This window comes from Litoreibacter ponti, from assembly GCF_003054285.1.
Lineage (GTDB): Bacteria > Pseudomonadota > Alphaproteobacteria > Rhodobacterales > Rhodobacteraceae > Litoreibacter > Litoreibacter ponti.
Window position 1 is genome coordinate 898,610 of the sequence record NZ_QBKS01000002.1, and the last position, 15,601, is coordinate 914,210.

Below are 15,601 nucleotides of genomic sequence, written 5' to 3' on the forward strand. Positions count from 1 at the left end.
GTGGAAGTGGGTCGTAGACATGAAAAAGGCCGCCCAGGGGCGGCCTTGTTTGCTTGTGTAACTGTGCGGCAGGCTTACCCGCCGATGCTGTCGAGATACGCAATCAGGTTGGCGCGATCTTCGACCTTGTTCAGACCGGCGAAGCCCATCGTCGTGCCGGGGGCCCACTCGCGCGGGGCCTCAAGGAAGCCATTGAGGTTCTCCGGCGTCCACGCCTGGTCCTTGCCCGACAGCGTGTCGGAGTAGCCAAAGCCATCGACTGCGGCAATCTCGCGGCCAACGACGCCATACAGGTGCGGGCCGGTGCCATTCGCGCCGTCTTCAAGCTTGTGGCAGGCGCGGCACTTGTTGAACACGCGCTCGCCCTTGCCGGCATCAGCGGTCTCGAACACGGCTGCGAAGTCGACCTCTTCCTCGACTTCTTCGACCTCATCGCCGCCTTCGACTTCGATGACATAGGCCTGTTGCTTCTCTTCGCCGTGGCCGCCGCCACCGTGATAGATGGTTTCCGCAGCCCAGCTGCCCAGCAAGAACACCAGCAGCGATCCACAGACCGCGCCAAGCGCTTTCGTCAAAGTCATCGTGTCGAACATGGTTGTCTCTCACCTCGTTGGCGTTTGGCGGGTATGTAGTGCCTTCCCAATAGGGAGCGCAAGAGCTACACACCGCGACCAAACGCCCATTTATGCGGAAAAGTTGCATGATCCAGAAAATAGCCTTCCAGGGCGAGCTTGGTGCTTACTCCCACGAGGCCTGCGTCGAGGCGCGACCCGATCTAGAGCCCCTGCCATGCAGCACGTTCGAGGCGGTGATCGAGGCCGTGCGCTCGGGCGAGGCCGCTCTTGCGATGCTGCCGGTGGAGAATACCACCTATGGGCGTGTCGCCGATATTCACCGTCTTCTGCCTGACTCGGGGCTGCATATTGTTGACGAGGCGTTCGTCCGGGTCCGCATTGCCTTGATGGGCAACTCCGGCACGTCGCTTGACGACATCAAACTGGTCCGCGCGCATCTGGTCCTGATCCCGCAATGCCGCGGTTTTCTCGAATCCCATGGCATCCATGGCGAGGCCAGCGCCGACAGCGCGGGTGCCGCAGCAGAGCTGGCCGCACATCCGGAGGCGGGCGTGGGTGTGCTGGCGTCCGAGATGGCCGCGCGAACCTACGGTCTGGACGTGCTCGCCCGCGACATCGAAGATCAGGACACAAACACGACGCGGTTCCTGATCATGTCCCCCGAGGCGAACATGTCGCCGCGCGGTGACACCCATATGATCACATCCTTCGTGTTTCGCGTGCGAAACATTCCTGCCGCGCTCTACAAGGCGATGGGCGGGTTTGCCACCAACGGGATCAACATGACCAAGCTGGAAAGCTACATGGTGGATGGCGAGTTCACCGCGACGCAGTTCTACGCCGATATCGCCGGGCACCCCGAAGATCCAGCGGTCAAGCGCGCGATGGAGGAGCTGGCCTTCTTCACCTCGGAGATCAAGGTGCTCGGCACCTACCCGGCGGCTTTCCCGCGTGACTGACCTGCGCCGCCCCAAGGTCGGCGCCATCGCGGTGGTCCTGCACGAAAGCCGCACGATCCTCGTCCAGCGGCGAAACCCGCCCAATGCGGGTCTGTGGGGTTTTCCGGGCGGCCATGTCGAGCTGGGCGAGACCGCGCTCGACGCCGCCGCCCGCGAGCTGGTCGAGGAGACCGGCGTGATCGCGACCCCGCGCCGCTATCTCACCAATATCGACGCGATCCATCACACCGGCGATGAGGTCGCCCATCATTTCCTGCTGGCTGCCGTGCTATGCGATTACGTGTCTGGCGATCCTGTTGCCGATGATGACGCCTCCGCAGCGGAGTGGGTCACGACGCAGGACGCCCTGAGCGGCGGGCGCGAGATGTCACCGAACGTGGCCAGGGTTCTGCGCCTTGCCCTTGCGGAGCGGCGCTGAGCCTCAGGCCCCCGCGGTGCGCAACGTCTTCTTGTGACGCTCTTCGAGATCGGTGGCGAAATGCGCGATCCGAGTCTTGTAGCGGCGATTGAGCGTGTTGCGGGCCAGCTTGGCCGATTGCATCAGCAGGCGGGCCGACAAGGTTTTCGGGCGCACGTCCAACTCGATCCGCATTCGGGTGCGAGCGCGCGACAGAGCCACCAGCTCTACAAGGAACCCGGCCTCGATATTCTTTGACAGGACTTCGAACCGCATCTGGTTGGGCGCGTCATATTCCGCAAGCCGCGCGTCGAACTCGCGCAGCTTGCCGCGCAGCTTCGCGCGGGCGTGCCAGGTCATGCCAACTCCGGGCCGATCCATCTTATCGGTGCGCGCGACCTCCGCCCCATGGCGCAGAATGGCGCGTTCGAACGCGTCGTAGTCCGACAGCATCGCGAACACGTCGTCTATTGGAACCTCGAGGTCTTCTTTCGTTGAAAACTTCATAACCGCCCGCTTCTTCTTTGCTTGTCAGTCTAGAGTATCCCGTAACCAGTTAAGCAACAGGAAATGCGCGATTGCGCCATTGCGCGCCGGTTTCATCTCTGGATTGTTGCCTGCAAACGTCTCCATCATCTCCTCCCGGGTCACCCATCGCGCGTCTTCGATCTCGTCGGGGTCGATCTTGATCTCGGTCGAAATGGCGTGGCCTCGACACCCAAACATAAGCGACGCCGGGAAAGGCCAGGGCTGGCTCGACAGGTATTCGACCCTGCCGATCTCGATGCCGGCTTCCTCGAATGTTTCGCGGCGCACGGCGGCCTCGATGGTCTCGCCGGGCTCCACAAAACCCGCCAAGCAGGAATACATGCCCTCGGGCCAGCCGGGCGAGCGGCCCATCAGCACCGAGTTGCCATGGGTCACCAGCATGATCACCACCGGATCGGTGCGCGGGAAATGATGCGCGCCGCAGGAGGCACAATCGCGCTGCCAGCCCGCGTTCGAGATTTGCGACTTCGCCCCGCAACGGGCGCAGAAGCCGTGGGTCTCGTGCCAGCTGCCGATGGCCTTGGCCGTCGCGATCAGCTCTGCGTCGCGCGGCTTTAGATGGGTCATGATCGCCCGCAGCTCCGAGAATCGCGCATCGGCGGGCATGCCGGGATAGTGCTGCTCGGATGGGTCGAGAAACTGGTTCAGCGTGTCGAGGTTCTCGTCCGGCTCCCACCCCGACACATCCCGCGAGAACCGCGCGATGCCGTCGTCAAAGCCAAGAAACAGCGGCGCCTCGTCGGCCTCCTCAAAAATCTCGTGATCCGCCACCTGCCACGCCGGGCGATCCCGCCCGTCGCCTGCAATCAAGGGCTTACCGCGCCAGATCGGCAGCACACCGGTGTCGGGCTTGGCCAACAGGGCCTCCAACGCCGCGGCATCGCCGCGCAGATGGGCCGCCCGGTCCAGACCGGAGCCGCCAAAGGTGACCGTTTCCGCAAGTTTCATATCGCTGCCCCTCGTTTGGGGCAGAGAAATGCACTGTCTTGCAAGAATGGCAAGCGCCGCTTATATCAACACTCGAGGGGTTGGCGCGGGCAAGTGCCTCGCCAACCTGGTCAGGACCGGAAGGTAGCAGCCACAACGAGCCCCACTTGGGTCGATGTCCAACCTCTCACCCTATCCTATCCCGCAGTCACTCCGATCTCTGCCAGAGTCAGATCGGCCCCGCCGAGCACCCGGGCAACGACCTTGTCATAAAGCAGGATTTCCGCGCCGGAGCCATCCTCGATATCGCGGATTGTGACATCCGACGCATCGTCGAGGCCGTCCAGATCGAGACTGTCTAAATTGGCGACGAAATCCTCGATAATGATCGGCTGCGGCTCCGCATCCCCGATGGCAGGCGGCAGATACAGCGTGATTGTGTCCGCACCGCGCCCGCCCTGCACAGTATCGCCCTCATCCGCATGGATCGTGTCATTGCCGAAACCGCCACGGATCAGATCCGGCGTCGGCACGGCTTCACTGTCATCATCCAAGCCGATCAACAGGTCCGCCCCCTGGTTTCCGATGATCCGGTTCGCACCGAACCGATCCGACAGCGTGTCGTTCCCGGCACCGCCGCGCACGGTGTCATCGCCAAGCTCCAGCAAGCCCAATGCCCGAAGGTGCTCCGGCTCGTAATCCTCGAGAAACGGATTGAGGCCATAGGTATCATCACCGTGGCCCAAATCGACGCGGTCATTGCCCGCGCCACCGGCCACCAGATCGTCGCCGTCACCAGCAGCGATGATATCGGCCTCGCCGCCCCCGACAACCACATCATCCCCTGCACCGGTATCGATGCGCAACGCGCCGTCGATCCGGGTGGGATCCGGCAAACTGTCGTCAAATTCAGCCAAGACGTCTTCCAGCGTATCAGCATGCTCGTCGGAGACGACAAGGTCGCTCTGGTCGGTAAAGGGCTCCAAGTCCGCATCCGGCCCCGTCGACGGATCATCGCCAGAATTGCCGCCCGCAAGGGACGGCAGGGCCGTCAGCCCGAAGGACAGCGAACCCACGATGAGGGCCAGAATTCCCAGCATGTGATTGGCTCCCGATGTGCGCAGCGTTCGAGCGAGCACACCAGATCCGAAGGGCAATCCTGTGGCGAAGTTAAGGGTTTGTTAAGAATTCAATCCGCGATGATATCGGGCCAGCAGGCGGAGCTGGCCGGGTCGAACACCCCGATATGGCCGATCTTGCGCAAACCATAGGCCGCAGGGCGCAGCGTGGCTTGGGTTTTGCGCGCCTCGTGGTGGCGTTGCATGACCTTCCAGACCGCTTTCGGGGGGACCATCACGTCATCCTCGACCGCGACCATGCGCAACTCGCCGGAGAAGCCGCGCAGGTCCTCGGGCGGCAGCGCGCCCCACAACGCTGTCGAGGCGAAATCCCGCCGCGTGCACAGCGCGCGCCATTGCCAATAGACCTGCGTGGGCAGATCCTGGCCGAAGCCCAGCCGCTTGCCCGGCAGATACCCCGCAACAGACGTGCTAAGCGGCCCGCCGCCATACCAGAAAAAGCGCGCGAGCGCCTGATAGGGCCAAGGATGCTCGGACACATGCACGAAGCCGCTGGCAACGCCGATCGCACGCTCGATCTGATCCAGGTCCTTTTGATAGGACAAAAGCAATCCGCCCAGCGAGTGACCAATGACCCAGACCGGTGAGTCGGGTAGATGCGCACGGGCAGCGTCCCGGGCGGCCTGCGCATCGTGGATGCCCCAATCGAGCATGGTCGCATTGGATTGCCGCATCGGGCCGCGGGCAGACGATCCGAAATCCCGGTAGTCATAGGTCAGGCAGGCGATGCCTTGGCTGACCAGCCATTCCGCGAAGGGGCGATAGAAACGCTGGCGCACTGCCGTTGCCGCATTGATGATCGCGACCGCGCGCGGCGCGCGAACGGGGCGAAACAGCCGGCCCTGCAGTTTCTGGCCGCCGGACAAGATCGCAAGGTCGGTCTGGATCACGTCGGAGGCGCTGGCGATCTGGATATAGGACATGGGCTCTCCGATCAGGGGCGGGCTGGACTAGACTGATTGGTCTAATAGCAACTCTAGACCATTCGGTCTAGGCATGAAATAACCGAACAATCATGTCCCAGACCCTGCCAACCCGCGAACGCCTTGTAATTCAGGCCGCTCTGCTCTTTCAGCAAAAGGGCTATCACGGTGTCGGCATGGCAGAAATTCTGGAGGCGGCGGACGCCCCGAAAGGCTCGCTCTACCACCACTTCCCGAAAGGCAAATCCGATCTCGCCCTCGCGGCCGCGCATTTCGCCTCCGATCAGATGCTGGTGATCCTTGATGCCGCCTTTGCGGAAGGCGATCTTGCCCATGGTGTCACGACCTTTTGCTACAAGATCGCCAAGCTCTTCGACATCAACGGCAAATGGATCGGCTGCCCGGTCAGCGCGACTTTGTTCGAGAGCCCGACGAACGAGGAATTCAAGGACACCGTGCGCGTAATCTTTTCCAAGTGGCTCGACGCGACCTGCGCTCACGCGACCGCCAAACGCGCGACGCAGGCACAGGCCAAGGTTCTGTCAGAGACCCTGTGGATGCTGCTGCAAGGCGCCTGGACCCTGTCGCGGGTGCAGGGCTCGTCCGATCCGATCAAGCGGGTCCCGGCGCTGGTTCTGCGCGCTTCCGAGGTGGACCTTACCAGGCCAGAAGCCTAACCTCGCAAAAGCGACTCGAGGGGGACTTTCATGAGCGACAGCGACGGCGGCTATCAGGTTCTGGCGCGCAAATACCGCCCGGCGACTTTCGCTGATCTGATCGGGCAGGACGCCATGGTCCGCACGCTCAAAAACGCGTTCGAGGCGGGCCGCATCGCGCAGGCTTTCATCATGACCGGCATCCGCGGCACGGGCAAAACCACCACCGCGCGGATCATCGCCAAAGGCATGAATTGTGTGGGTCCCGACGGGCAAGGCGGACCGACCACGGAGCCATGCGACGTCTGCGACAATTGCGTGGCCATCGCCGAAGGCCGCCACGTGGATGTGATGGAGATGGACGCGGCCTCGCGCACGGGCGTGGGCGACATCCGCGAGATCATCGACAGCGTGCACTACCGCGCGGCCTCGGCCCGCTACAAAATCTACATCATCGACGAGGTGCACATGCTGTCCACCTCCGCCTTCAACGCCCTGCTGAAGACGCTCGAGGAGCCGCCCGAGCACGTCAAATTCATCTTCGCCACGACCGAGATCCGCAAGGTGCCGGTCACGGTGCTGTCCCGCTGCCAGCGTTTTGATCTGCGTCGCATCGAGCCTGAAGTGATGATCGCGCATCTGGCCTCGGTCGCTGCGAAAGAGAATGCCCAGATCGCGGAAGACGCGCTGGCCCTGATCACCCGGGCGGCTGAAGGCTCGGTCCGAGATGCAATGTCGCTGATGGATCAGGCGATTTCCCACGGCGCGGGCGAGACCACGGCATTGCAGGTGCGCGCCATGCTGGGCCTGGCCGACCGGGGACGCGTGCTGGACCTGTTCGATCTGATCATGAAGGGCGACGCCGCGGGCGCTTTGCAGGAACTGTCCGCGCAATACGCGGATGGGGCCGATCCAATGGCCGTTCTGCGGGATTTGGCCGAGATCACCCACTGGGTCTCCGTCATCAAGATCACGCCCGAGGCTGCAGATGACCCCACCGTCGGCCCGGACGAGCGCACCCGTGGGGCGCAAATGGCCGAGGGCCTGCCGATGCGCGCCATGTCGCGGATGTGGCAACTGCTACTTAAGGCGCTCGAAGAGGTCGCCGCCGCCCCCAACGCGATGATGGCGGCAGAGATGGCAATCATCCGACTGACCCACATGGCCGACCTGCCATCACCGGACGAGCTGGTGCGCAAGTTGCAAGACGCGCCGCCCCCGGCTCCACCAACGCCGTCGGGCGGTGGAGCCTCTGACGGGGGTGGGATGGCAACCGCGCGGGCGATGACGACGACCCAGACGGTCTCCGCCGGGGGCGGGACATCCGCCGCGCTCGATGTCTCGCCCGAGACCGCGCTGGCGCGCTACCCGACATTTCAGCACGTCACCGGGCTGATCCGCGCCAATCGCGATGTGAAACTGCTGGTCGAGGTCGAGGGCTACGTGCAGCTCGCCCATTACTCCCCAGGTCGCATCGAGTTCGTTCCGACACAGGACGCCCCCCGCGATTTGGCCCAGCGCCTTGGCGCGCGGTTGCAGCAATGGACCGGGCAACGCTGGGCCGTGACGGTGGTCAACGAGGGCGGCGCGCCGACGATCGCGGCCGAGCGGGACGCAGAGATCAACGCGCTCAAGGCAGAGGCCGCGGCGCATCCGCTGATGCAGGCCGTCATCTCCGCCTTCCCGGGCGCGAAGATCCTCGAGGTTAAAACGGCGCAGGACCTTGTGCAGGAGGCCGCGGTCGAGGCCTTGCCCGAGGTCGAAGACGAGTGGGACCCGTTCGAGGATGGCTGAGCCACAAAGCGCAGTGACCATGCGCGGTTTCGCAAGGATCTTGGCGGGTCGGCGCATGGTCGCACTGCCTCCTACCGTGATGGCCTCCATCTCGCCCGCCTGGGCTGAAGTCTGCGACAAGGCCCGCCCGTCCTGGGACGGAGCGCCGGTCTCAGCGCTGCAAGAAGCCGTCTTCCTGTTCTCCACCGTGCCGGCACTAATCCTGGTTATGGCATCGGCGCTCGTGTTGCGCTTTCGCAGCCAGTGGGGCGGGCTCGTGGTCGTGCTTTTGTGGACCGGGCTGGTCACGATGCTGACCATGGTCGACCCGTCCGGTCTGGATGAATTGGCCGTGACAGAGGGCTGCGTCGGCTCCCCGGCCTTGTTCATCAGCGTTGTCGCTGCAATATGTGTGGCAATCGTACTCTACACCCTGCCGCGCGAGACGCGGCTCTGACCTCACGGGAGACAGCAATGCTTAAAGGACTGGGCGGGCTCGGCGATATGGCCGGGATGATGAAAAAAGCCAAGGAAATGCAGGACAAGATGGCCCAGATGCAGGAGGACCTGCAAAACATCGAGGTCGAGGGCGAAAGCGGTGCCGGTCTGGTGCGCGCGAAGGCCACTGCCAAGGGGGTGCTCACGGGCCTCGAAATCGACCCGTCGATCTTCAACCCCGAGGAGAAAGAAGTGGTCGAAGACCTGATCCTCGCCGCGATCAAGGACGCCCAAAGCAAAGCCGCCGACAAGGCCGCCGCCGAGATGGGAAAACTGACCGAAGAGATGGGCATCCCGGCGGGCATGAAGCTGCCGTTCTAGGATGCTCCGCGGCGCGCGTTTCCGCCTCGTTCGGGTGGTGACCGCGGGCGAAATCCCTTAAGTCTGGCAGCATGAGCAACTCCGACCTCGATAACCTCATCGAAATCATGGCCAAGCTGCCCGGGCTCGGGCCCCGCTCGGCCCGTCGTGCGGTGCTGCATATGATCAAGAAGCGCGCCCTGTTGATGGTGCCGCTTGCCGATACACTGCAGCAGGTCGCTACGACCGCGCGCGAGTGCCTGAACTGCAGCAACATCTGCAGCGGGACGGATTTGTGCGACATCTGCAGCTCCGAGAAGCGCCTGAATGGCGAGATTTGCGTGGTCGAGGATGTCGCCGATCTCTGGGCGATGGAGCGCGCGGGCGTCTTCAAGGGGCGCTACCATGTCCTGGGCGGCACATTGTCCGCGCTTGATGCCATCGGCCCCGAAGAGCTGCGCATCCCCAAGCTGATGGACCGGGTCGCCAGCGAGAACGTGCGCGAGGTCATCCTCGCCCTGAACGCCACGATCGATGGTCAGACGACGGCGCATTACATCGCAGGCGAGCTGGAAACCCGAGGCGTCGCCGCAACCTCACTTGCACAGGGCGTGCCGATCGGGGGCGAGTTGGATTATCTCGACGATGGCACGATCACCGCGGCCCTGAAGGCGCGCAAAGCCGTCTGAGCAACATTCGCTTCGCTACATGGAAGTTTGATTTGGGCCTCTGGGTGCTTTTGGGTTAGTGTCCATGAGATTTCGAAGCAGGCACCATTATTTTGAGGGTGGAGATGGCCAAGGTCGGCGACACGGAGAGCCTGACGTGGCGGGTCACACCGGACCTGCTGGCCGTCGTTGACGAAGGGGGCATCTTTCTGGATGTGAACCCGGCTTGGATGCAGACACTTGGGCGAAGGCCTGACGAGCTAAAGAGCCGTCCCTTTCTGGAGTTTCTCCACCCCGACGACGTTGCGGCGACCGAGGATGCCTATCTGAAGCTGCAACACGGCGTCCCGATCCTGAAATTCGAAAATCGCTATAGGCATAAGGATGGAAGCTACCGCTGGCTGGATTGGAATGCGGTGCCCGAGGGCGATCTGATCCTGTGTTCCGCGCGCGATATCACCGAGGCCAAAAAAACCGCACTAGATCTGGCCTATAGCTCTCAGGAAGCGCAATTCCGTGACCAGTTTATTGCCGTGCTGGGCCACGATATGCGCAATCCGATGGCCGCGATTGCGACCTCGCTGCGGATTGCGCTGGAGGAAGAGCAAACTGAGCGCGCAAGGAAATTCCTTGAGATGGCCCGCGAATCGGCCGCGCGCATGTCGGAGCTTATCGACAACGTCACCGACTTCGCCCGCGCCCGTCTGGGCGGCAATATCGGCGTAGAGCCCCAGGATGGCATCGCCCTTGAGCCGGTGGTCAAGAGCGTCGTTCAGGAGCACAGATTGACCGCGCCCGACGCGCTGATCGCAGAACTTTATGACTGCCCGACCCCCGTGCGGTGCGATCCCGACCGCGTCAGGCAAATTGTCTCGAACCTCGTGGCGAATGCCGTCCATCACGGCGAAAGCGGCCACCCGATCGGAGTGCGCGCGTCCGAAGAGAACGGCCGTTTTGTGTTGAGCGTCGTCAATTCCGGACCGCCGATCCCCAAGCGCACCCAAGAGGTGCTGTTCCAGCCCTTCGTGCGCGCCGAATTCCGATCGTCGCAGAATGGTCTGGGCCTGGGGCTTTACATCGCCAAGCAGATTGCCGAAGCCCATGACGGCACGCTGACCTTCACCTCCAGCGAGGAAGAAACCGAGTTCCGGTTCGAAATGCCGCTTTAGCCCCGAAGCCCCGTGACCAGCGCCGCCAGTCCCGACAGATCAGGGATCGCGCGAAAGCGGGGGTGATCCACCGGGGCCTCCGCCTTCTCGATCTCCCACTCGTAGCGCGCGGGCACGTGCACACCCCAGCCGCCGGCCTCAATCGCGGGCACCACGTCGGATTTCATCGAATTGCCCACCATCAGCGCACGCTCCGGCCCGTCGCCGTGGCGCATGAACGCCCGGATGTAGGTCTGGGGGGTTTTCTCTGCGACGATCTCGACAGCATCGAACATCTCACCCAGCCCCGATTGCGCCAGCTTGCGCTCCTGATCCAGCAAATCGCCCTTGGTGATCAGGACCAGTCGGTGATCTTCGCCCATCGCTTCGACCGCGGCGCGGGCGTGGGGCAGCAGATGGATCGGGTGGCTCAGCATCTCTTGTCCGGCCTCGATGATCTGCTGAATCACCGATGCGGGCACGCGGGCGTCGGTCACCTCGATTGCGGTCTCGATCATCGACAGCATGAAGCCTTTGATCCCGAAGCCGTATTGCCCCAGATTGCGCCTCTCCGACTGCAGCAGACGCTGGGCCAAGTGGTCGGGCTCGGCATAGTCGCGCAGCAGGTCGAAGAACAGGTCCTGGGTCAGACGGAAGAACTCTTCGTTCTGCCACAACGTGTCATCTGCATCGAAGCCAATCGTAGAAATACCGCGCGTCACCCGAGCTGCCCCTTTTCTGGACTCACACGGCGCTTATATAGTAGGCCCTGCCACCTGACAGCTTTAAGCCTGAGGGATTCCCGCTCGTGAGCCAGTTTGAGATCAAGATGACTGACAAGGATGATGACGCCGAGGGCGACATCTCCGTTGTCACCAAGACCAAGCCGAAGACGGCTAAGCCGCCGCTCTACAAGGTCTTGCTGCTCAACGACGACTACACCCCGATGGAGTTCGTGGTGCTGGTGCTTGAGCGCTTCTTTGGCCTCAACCACGCGCAGTCGGTCGAGATCATGCTGACGGTGCACAAGAAGGGGCTCGCCGTGGTCGGCGTGTTCGCCTTTGAGATCGCAGAAACCAAGGTCGCGCAGGTGATGGATTTCGCCCGTCGCAACCAGCACCCGCTGCAATGCACGATGGAGAAAGAGTAGGCCGCAAGGCCCGCCCTTCGTCATGATCGATACCCGCTTCTCGCTCGCCCTGTCGCAAGGGGTGATCCCACGGCCCGACGGCGCGATGGCCGTGATCAACCCCGGCGCGGATGTTGACCTATCCTTCGGCGATGTCTCGCAGATCGTGCAGACCTTCTATCCCACCTGCGCGGCCCTCAAGGCTCGCGCTTTCGAGCCTGCGCCGACCCTGTCCGGCCCCGCCACGGGCGCTTTGATCTTCGCCCATCGCGCCAAGCAGGCATCGTTCGATCTGATCGCCCGCGCCGTGGAGGCCGTCACCCCGGGCGGCCTTATCGCCATCGAAGGCGCCAAGACCGACGGGATCGAAAGCATCCTGAAGGCGGCCAAAAAGACCTTTGCGGACGTCGAAACCTACTCGAAAGCCCATGGCAAGCTGATCTGGTTCACCCGGCCCGACACCTTGCCGGACCTCGCCGATTGGCACGCCACGCCGCGTACGCTGCCCGGCGGTTTCGTCACAACCCCGGGCGTCTTCTCCGCCGACGGGATCGACAAGGGCTCCGCCCTGCTGGCGCAGCACTTGCCGCCGCTGTCGGGCCGGGTCGCGGATCTTGGCGCCGGTTGGGGTTACCTGTCCCGCCAAGTGCTGACCTCCGACAAAGTCACCGAGCTTGCCATGATCGAAGCCGAGCACACGGCGCTGGAAAACGCCAAGCAAAACATTGCCGATCCCCGGGCGCGCTTTCACTGGGACGATGCGACCACCTTTACCGGCGCCCCCTTTCAGGCAGTCGTCTGCAACCCGCCTTTCCACACCGGACGCGCCGCGACCCCGGAGCTGGGCCAGCGTTTTATCGCCTCCGCCGCCCGGCTGCTGGATGAGCGCGGTCAGCTCTGGATGGTCGCCAACCGCAACCTGCCCTACGAGCAACAGCTGCAGGAGCGCTTCGTGAAGGTGCAAACCGTCGCCCAAGACAATGGCTTCAAGATCATTCACGCAACGCGCCCGCGTCGCGACACTGGCCCACGCCGCTAAAACCCCGTAATCTGATCGAACCCGAGACCGGAGCCCGCCCATGTCCTTTTCTATCGCCGGCAAGACCGCCATCATCACCGGGGCCGCCAATGGGGTGGGCCTGGCCGTGGCACGCCAGTTCATCACCATGGGCGCTAACGTCATGATGGCCGACCGCGACGAGGAGCGCCTGCGCGCCGAGGTCGACGATGCGAGCGACGAAGAGGGCAACGCCCGAATTTTTGCCTGCGACCTGCGTGAAAAGCTCAGTCAGGCCAACCTGCTTTCCGCCACACTCGATGCCTTCGATCGGGTGGATATTCTCGTCAACGGCTCACGGCAGGTCATGTCGACCGACCCGCTCGACACCGAGGATGACACGATCGAGCAGATGCTCGCCCAGAACCTCATGTCCGGGCTGCGGCTGAGCCAGTTGGTCGCCAAGCGCATGATTAAGCAGGCCGAGGATGACGAGAGCGACGACAACAAGGGCTCTATCGTGAACCTTTCTTCCATTGCCGCGCGCCGGACCCGGCCCGGCCTGATGGGATACTCCATCGCCTCTGCCGCGCTGGACCAGATGACCCGCACAATGGCCATCGCACTTGCACCGGAGCGCATCCGGGTCAATGCCGTAGCGTTCGGCTCGGTTATGAGTTCAAGTCTGAAATATGCGCTGAAAGAGACGGACGGCCTGCGTGACGATATTATCGAGCACACACCGCTTTCCCGCATCGCGTCGGCCAGCGAGGTGGCCGACGCCGTGCAGTTCCTCTGCTCCCCCGGCGCGGGCTTCATCACGGGCGAGATCATCACCGTTGATGGCGGTCGTGCGCTACTCGATCCGGTCGAAACCGCCGCGCACTGACGCGCCGAAGCTACAAGCAATATATGTGGGCCTCTGAGGGCTCACGCCTGCCACGTGCGCCAAGAATCACGCGCGCTTGGGGGCCAGAGGCCATCCAAGCGCACAATCAGGTCACAGCGCGATACGGTAGCGGGCGAAGCCCTCGGGGCCCTCTCCGGCAGGCTCGATGGTCACACCCTTCACGTCATCAATGTACTTCGTGGCCGCTGGCCCAGTGTCAAACAACACCGACGTCCCCTCTAGAGGTTTGAAGGTCCAGTTCGCATCGGCCTTCGGGTCGATAGTCCCCTGCTCCACAATGTAGCGCAAGATCACGTCGCGGTTGGTATCAGGGCCCTCAAACACGACCGTGTCGCCCATCGCACCGGGGAAGCTGCCCCCGCCGGAGGCCCGGTAATTGTTCGTGGCGATGATGAACTCCTGATCCAGGTCGAGCGGCGCGCCGTTGTAGGTCAGGTTCACGATCCGAGAGGCATCCGGGTTCGCCATCTCGCCCTTGGCGGTGAACTTCGATGGCTGGGACAGGTCAATCTGGTATTCCACCCCGTCGATCACGTCGAAATTGTAGCTGGGGAAGTCCGGGTTCAGCAGAACCTGATCCCCCGCCCCCGGCTCCACCTGGTTGAACATGCCCGCAGAGCGTTCCAGCCAGTCCTTCACCTGCGCACCGGTCACGCGAACTGCCCGCACCGTGTTGGGGTAAAGATACAGATCAGCCACGTTCTTGATCGCCACGGCCCCCACGGGAACATCGGTGAAATACTCCGGCCCACCCCGGCCACCGGCCTTGAAGGGCGCCGCCGCGGACAGGATCGGCAGGCCTTCGTGTTCGGTGCCCAGCAGCTGGTCCTTGATGTACCACATCTGGGCGTTGGACACGACCTGCACCGACGGATCATCAGCCACGAGCGCGAAGTAACTGTGGAGCGCCGCGTCGGTCTTGCCCACGGCCCGGCGCACATAGGCCAGCGTCTCTTCATGCTCCTGCGCGACCGAGGCCAGAACAGCCTCGTCGCTTTCCACCAGTGCGGTGACAGAGCGATCTTCGTTCCGCTTCGAGATCGGGCGCGCCTCGCTTTCGTGGCTCACGATCTTCCATTCATCGCCGGAGCGTTCCAGCATCAGGTCGATCACGCCCAGATGCGAGCCCCAGAAACCGCCCATGGCGGCGGGCTTGCCGTGGATCGTGCCCGCGGCGTGGTCGACGCCCGCGAAGCCCTCGTATTTCGGCCCCGGGAACACCAGATGGCTGTGTCCGGTCAGGATCGCATCGATCCCGTCGACCATCGCCAGCGGCACGGACGCGTTCTCCATCCCATCGACCTCATCCGCCGCGCCGATGCCGGAATGCGACAGCGCGATGATGATATCCGCGCCCTGCTCTTTCATTACCGGCACATGAGCGCGCGCGGCCTCCAGAATGTCGCGCGCCTGCACGTTGCCCTCCAGATGCTTGCGGTCCCAGTTCATGATCTGGGGCGGCACGAAGCCGATCAGACCGACCTTGATCGGGTGCGTCTCACCCGCGCCATCCGTCACCGTCCGGTCGAGGATCACAAAAGGCGGCAACAGCGTCTGGTCCTTGGTCGGATCGCCTCCCATTTCCTTGACGACATTGGCCGAGACGATGGGGAACTGCGCCCCCGCCAGCGACTTGGTCAGGAACTCCAGCCCATAGTTGAATTCGTGATTGCCCAGCGTCGAGGCGTCGAAGCCCACGGTGTTCATCGCCTCGATCACCGGGTGCATGTCGCCATCCTTCATGCCGCGCTCGTAGGCGATGTAGTCGCCCATCGGGTTGCCTTGCAGGAAGTCGCCATTGTCGAGCAGCATCGAATTGGTGGCCTCTGCCCGGATCTCCCCGATGATCGACGCCGTGCGCGCGAGGCCCACCGTGTCGCGGGGCTTATCGGCGTAGTAGTCGTACGGGTAGACGTGAACGTGCAGGTCGGTCGTCTCCATGATCCGCAGATGCGCCTGATTGGCGGCGGCGTGCACCGAGAACGGATGGACTGCCACCAAGGCGGCCGATCCGGCCAAGAAGCTGCGACGGTTCAGATGTGGAAATGTCATG

Annotated in this window: 18 protein-coding genes and 1 other RNA gene; 12 read left to right on the forward strand and 7 right to left on the reverse strand. The window is 63.3% G+C overall.

Annotated features, from left to right (window positions below):
* Nucleotides 1–74: 74 nt before the first annotated feature.
* A complete protein-coding gene (locus C8N43_RS18260; protein WP_107847160.1) occupies nucleotides 75–593 on the reverse strand; it encodes a c-type cytochrome in 519 nt (172 codons plus the stop codon).
* A 107-nt stretch (nucleotides 594–700) separates the two neighbouring features.
* On the opposite strand from C8N43_RS18260, the gene C8N43_RS18265 reads away from it, so the two are divergent.
* Both C8N43_RS18265 and C8N43_RS18270 read left to right on the forward strand, forming a co-directional pair.
* Nucleotides 701–1,534 carry a prephenate dehydratase gene (locus tag C8N43_RS18265; RefSeq protein ID WP_107847161.1) on the forward strand — a complete coding sequence of 278 codons (834 nt, stop codon included), beginning with the start codon at nucleotides 701–703 and terminating at the stop codon, nucleotides 1,532–1,534.
* Nucleotides 1,527–1,952 (forward strand): NUDIX hydrolase, encoded by a 426-nt coding sequence (locus C8N43_RS18270; protein ID WP_281257894.1) that lies wholly within the window; start codon nucleotides 1,527–1,529, stop codon nucleotides 1,950–1,952. Before C8N43_RS18265 ends, C8N43_RS18270 begins: the two co-directional genes overlap by 8 nt.
* Nucleotides 1,953–1,955: 3 nt before the next feature.
* Here C8N43_RS18270 and C8N43_RS18275 read toward each other — a convergent pair whose 3' ends face one another.
* Nucleotides 1,956–2,438: an SRPBCC family protein gene (locus C8N43_RS18275; RefSeq protein WP_107847162.1), complete on the reverse strand. Its 483-nt coding sequence runs from the start codon at nucleotides 2,436–2,438 to the stop codon at nucleotides 1,956–1,958.
* A gap of 24 nt (nucleotides 2,439–2,462) precedes the next feature.
* Nucleotides 2,463–3,428, reverse strand: a complete 966-nt coding sequence (gene nudC, locus C8N43_RS18280; protein WP_107847163.1) for an NAD(+) diphosphatase — start codon at nucleotides 3,426–3,428, stop codon at nucleotides 2,463–2,465.
* 73 nt (nucleotides 3,429–3,501) lie between these two features.
* Between nudC and ffs the strand changes: the two genes are divergently transcribed.
* Nucleotides 3,502–3,600: signal recognition particle sRNA small type (gene ffs / locus C8N43_RS18285), an RNA gene on the forward strand.
* Nucleotides 3,601–3,604: 4 nt separating this feature from the next.
* Here the strand turns inward: ffs and C8N43_RS18290 are convergent.
* Nucleotides 3,605–4,507: a calcium-binding protein gene (locus C8N43_RS18290; protein ID WP_107847164.1), complete on the reverse strand. Its 903-nt coding sequence runs from the start codon at nucleotides 4,505–4,507 to the stop codon at nucleotides 3,605–3,607.
* A gap of 89 nt (nucleotides 4,508–4,596) precedes the next feature.
* Nucleotides 4,597–5,469, reverse strand: coding sequence for an alpha/beta hydrolase family protein (locus C8N43_RS18295; protein WP_107847165.1), 873 nt, complete (start codon nucleotides 5,467–5,469; stop codon nucleotides 4,597–4,599).
* A 92-nt stretch (nucleotides 5,470–5,561) separates the two neighbouring features.
* Here C8N43_RS18295 and C8N43_RS18300 point away from each other — a divergent pair, with 92 nt between their 5' ends.
* From C8N43_RS18300 to C8N43_RS18325, 6 genes are all read left to right on the forward strand, one after another.
* Nucleotides 5,562–6,146, forward strand: coding sequence for a TetR/AcrR family transcriptional regulator (locus C8N43_RS18300; RefSeq protein WP_107847166.1), 585 nt, complete (start codon nucleotides 5,562–5,564; stop codon nucleotides 6,144–6,146).
* Nucleotides 6,147–6,176: 30 nt separating this feature from the next.
* A complete protein-coding gene (locus C8N43_RS18305) occupies nucleotides 6,177–7,919 on the forward strand; it encodes a DNA polymerase III subunit gamma/tau (protein WP_107847167.1) in 1,743 nt (580 codons plus the stop codon).
* Between the two features lie 19 nt (nucleotides 7,920–7,938).
* Complete coding sequence (locus C8N43_RS18310) at nucleotides 7,939–8,355, forward strand: hypothetical protein (RefSeq protein ID WP_158270017.1); 417 nt, start codon at nucleotides 7,939–7,941, stop codon at nucleotides 8,353–8,355.
* 17 nt (nucleotides 8,356–8,372) lie between these two features.
* Nucleotides 8,373–8,717: a YbaB/EbfC family nucleoid-associated protein gene (locus C8N43_RS18315; protein WP_107847169.1), complete on the forward strand. Its 345-nt coding sequence runs from the start codon at nucleotides 8,373–8,375 to the stop codon at nucleotides 8,715–8,717.
* 71 nt (nucleotides 8,718–8,788) lie between these two features.
* Nucleotides 8,789–9,385, forward strand: a complete 597-nt coding sequence (gene recR / locus C8N43_RS18320) for a recombination mediator RecR (RefSeq protein WP_107847170.1) — start codon at nucleotides 8,789–8,791, stop codon at nucleotides 9,383–9,385.
* 104 nt (nucleotides 9,386–9,489) lie between these two features.
* A complete protein-coding gene (locus tag C8N43_RS18325; protein WP_245913081.1) occupies nucleotides 9,490–10,533 on the forward strand; it encodes a PAS domain-containing sensor histidine kinase in 1,044 nt (347 codons plus the stop codon).
* Here C8N43_RS18325 and C8N43_RS18330 read toward each other — a convergent pair.
* A complete protein-coding gene (locus C8N43_RS18330) occupies nucleotides 10,530–11,234 on the reverse strand; it encodes an HAD family hydrolase (protein ID WP_107847171.1) in 705 nt (234 codons plus the stop codon). The two genes, C8N43_RS18325 and C8N43_RS18330, sit on opposite strands and share 4 nt — an antisense overlap.
* Before the next feature lie 107 nt (nucleotides 11,235–11,341).
* Here C8N43_RS18330 and clpS point away from each other — a divergent pair, with 107 nt between their 5' ends.
* Genes clpS through C8N43_RS18345 form a run of 3 tightly spaced genes read left to right on the forward strand, consistent with a single transcriptional unit; the run spans nucleotide 11,342 to nucleotide 13,527 of the window.
* A complete protein-coding gene (gene clpS, locus C8N43_RS18335; protein ID WP_107847386.1) occupies nucleotides 11,342–11,662 on the forward strand; it encodes an ATP-dependent Clp protease adapter ClpS in 321 nt (106 codons plus the stop codon).
* Nucleotides 11,663–11,684: 22 nt separating this feature from the next.
* Complete coding sequence (locus tag C8N43_RS18340) at nucleotides 11,685–12,680, forward strand: class I SAM-dependent methyltransferase (protein WP_170114434.1); 996 nt, start codon at nucleotides 11,685–11,687, stop codon at nucleotides 12,678–12,680.
* Nucleotides 12,681–12,720: 40 nt separating this feature from the next.
* A complete protein-coding gene (locus tag C8N43_RS18345; RefSeq protein ID WP_107847172.1) occupies nucleotides 12,721–13,527 on the forward strand; it encodes an SDR family NAD(P)-dependent oxidoreductase in 807 nt (268 codons plus the stop codon).
* 111 nt (nucleotides 13,528–13,638) lie between these two features.
* Here C8N43_RS18345 and C8N43_RS18350 read toward each other — a convergent pair whose 3' ends face one another.
* A complete protein-coding gene (locus tag C8N43_RS18350; RefSeq protein ID WP_107847173.1) occupies nucleotides 13,639–15,600 on the reverse strand; it encodes a bifunctional 2',3'-cyclic-nucleotide 2'-phosphodiesterase/3'-nucleotidase in 1,962 nt (653 codons plus the stop codon).
* Nucleotide 15,601: the final 1 nt, after the last annotated feature.

Bases quoted from the DNA above. Each gene is read 5' to 3' on its own strand.
- C8N43_RS18260 (WP_107847160.1), bottom strand. From the start codon at position 593: ATGTTCGACACGATGACTTTGACGAAAGCGCTTGGCGCGGTCTGTGGA.
- C8N43_RS18265 (WP_107847161.1), top strand. From the start codon at position 701: ATGATCCAGAAAATAGCCTTCCAGGGCGAGCTTGGTGCTTACTCCCAC.
- C8N43_RS18275 (WP_107847162.1), bottom strand. From the start codon at position 2,438: ATGAAGTTTTCAACGAAAGAAGACCTCGAGGTTCCAATAGACGACGTG.
- nudC (WP_107847163.1), bottom strand. From the start codon at position 3,428: ATGAAACTTGCGGAAACGGTCACCTTTGGCGGCTCCGGTCTGGACCGG.
- C8N43_RS18290 (WP_107847164.1), bottom strand. From the start codon at position 4,507: ATGCTGGGAATTCTGGCCCTCATCGTGGGTTCGCTGTCCTTCGGGCTG.
- C8N43_RS18295 (WP_107847165.1), bottom strand. From the start codon at position 5,469: ATGTCCTATATCCAGATCGCCAGCGCCTCCGACGTGATCCAGACCGAC.
- C8N43_RS18300 (WP_107847166.1), top strand. From the start codon at position 5,562: ATGTCCCAGACCCTGCCAACCCGCGAACGCCTTGTAATTCAGGCCGCT.
- C8N43_RS18305 (WP_107847167.1), top strand. From the start codon at position 6,177: ATGAGCGACAGCGACGGCGGCTATCAGGTTCTGGCGCGCAAATACCGC.
- C8N43_RS18310 (WP_158270017.1), top strand. From the start codon at position 7,939: ATGCGCGGTTTCGCAAGGATCTTGGCGGGTCGGCGCATGGTCGCACTG.
- C8N43_RS18315 (WP_107847169.1), top strand. From the start codon at position 8,373: ATGCTTAAAGGACTGGGCGGGCTCGGCGATATGGCCGGGATGATGAAA.
- recR (WP_107847170.1), top strand. From the start codon at position 8,789: ATGAGCAACTCCGACCTCGATAACCTCATCGAAATCATGGCCAAGCTG.
- C8N43_RS18325 (WP_245913081.1), top strand. From the start codon at position 9,490: ATGGCCAAGGTCGGCGACACGGAGAGCCTGACGTGGCGGGTCACACCG.
- clpS (WP_107847386.1), top strand. From the start codon at position 11,342: ATGACTGACAAGGATGATGACGCCGAGGGCGACATCTCCGTTGTCACC.
- C8N43_RS18340 (WP_170114434.1), top strand. From the start codon at position 11,685: ATGATCGATACCCGCTTCTCGCTCGCCCTGTCGCAAGGGGTGATCCCA.
- C8N43_RS18345 (WP_107847172.1), top strand. From the start codon at position 12,721: ATGTCCTTTTCTATCGCCGGCAAGACCGCCATCATCACCGGGGCCGCC.
- C8N43_RS18350 (WP_107847173.1), bottom strand. From the start codon at position 15,600: ATGACATTTCCACATCTGAACCGTCGCAGCTTCTTGGCCGGATCGGCC.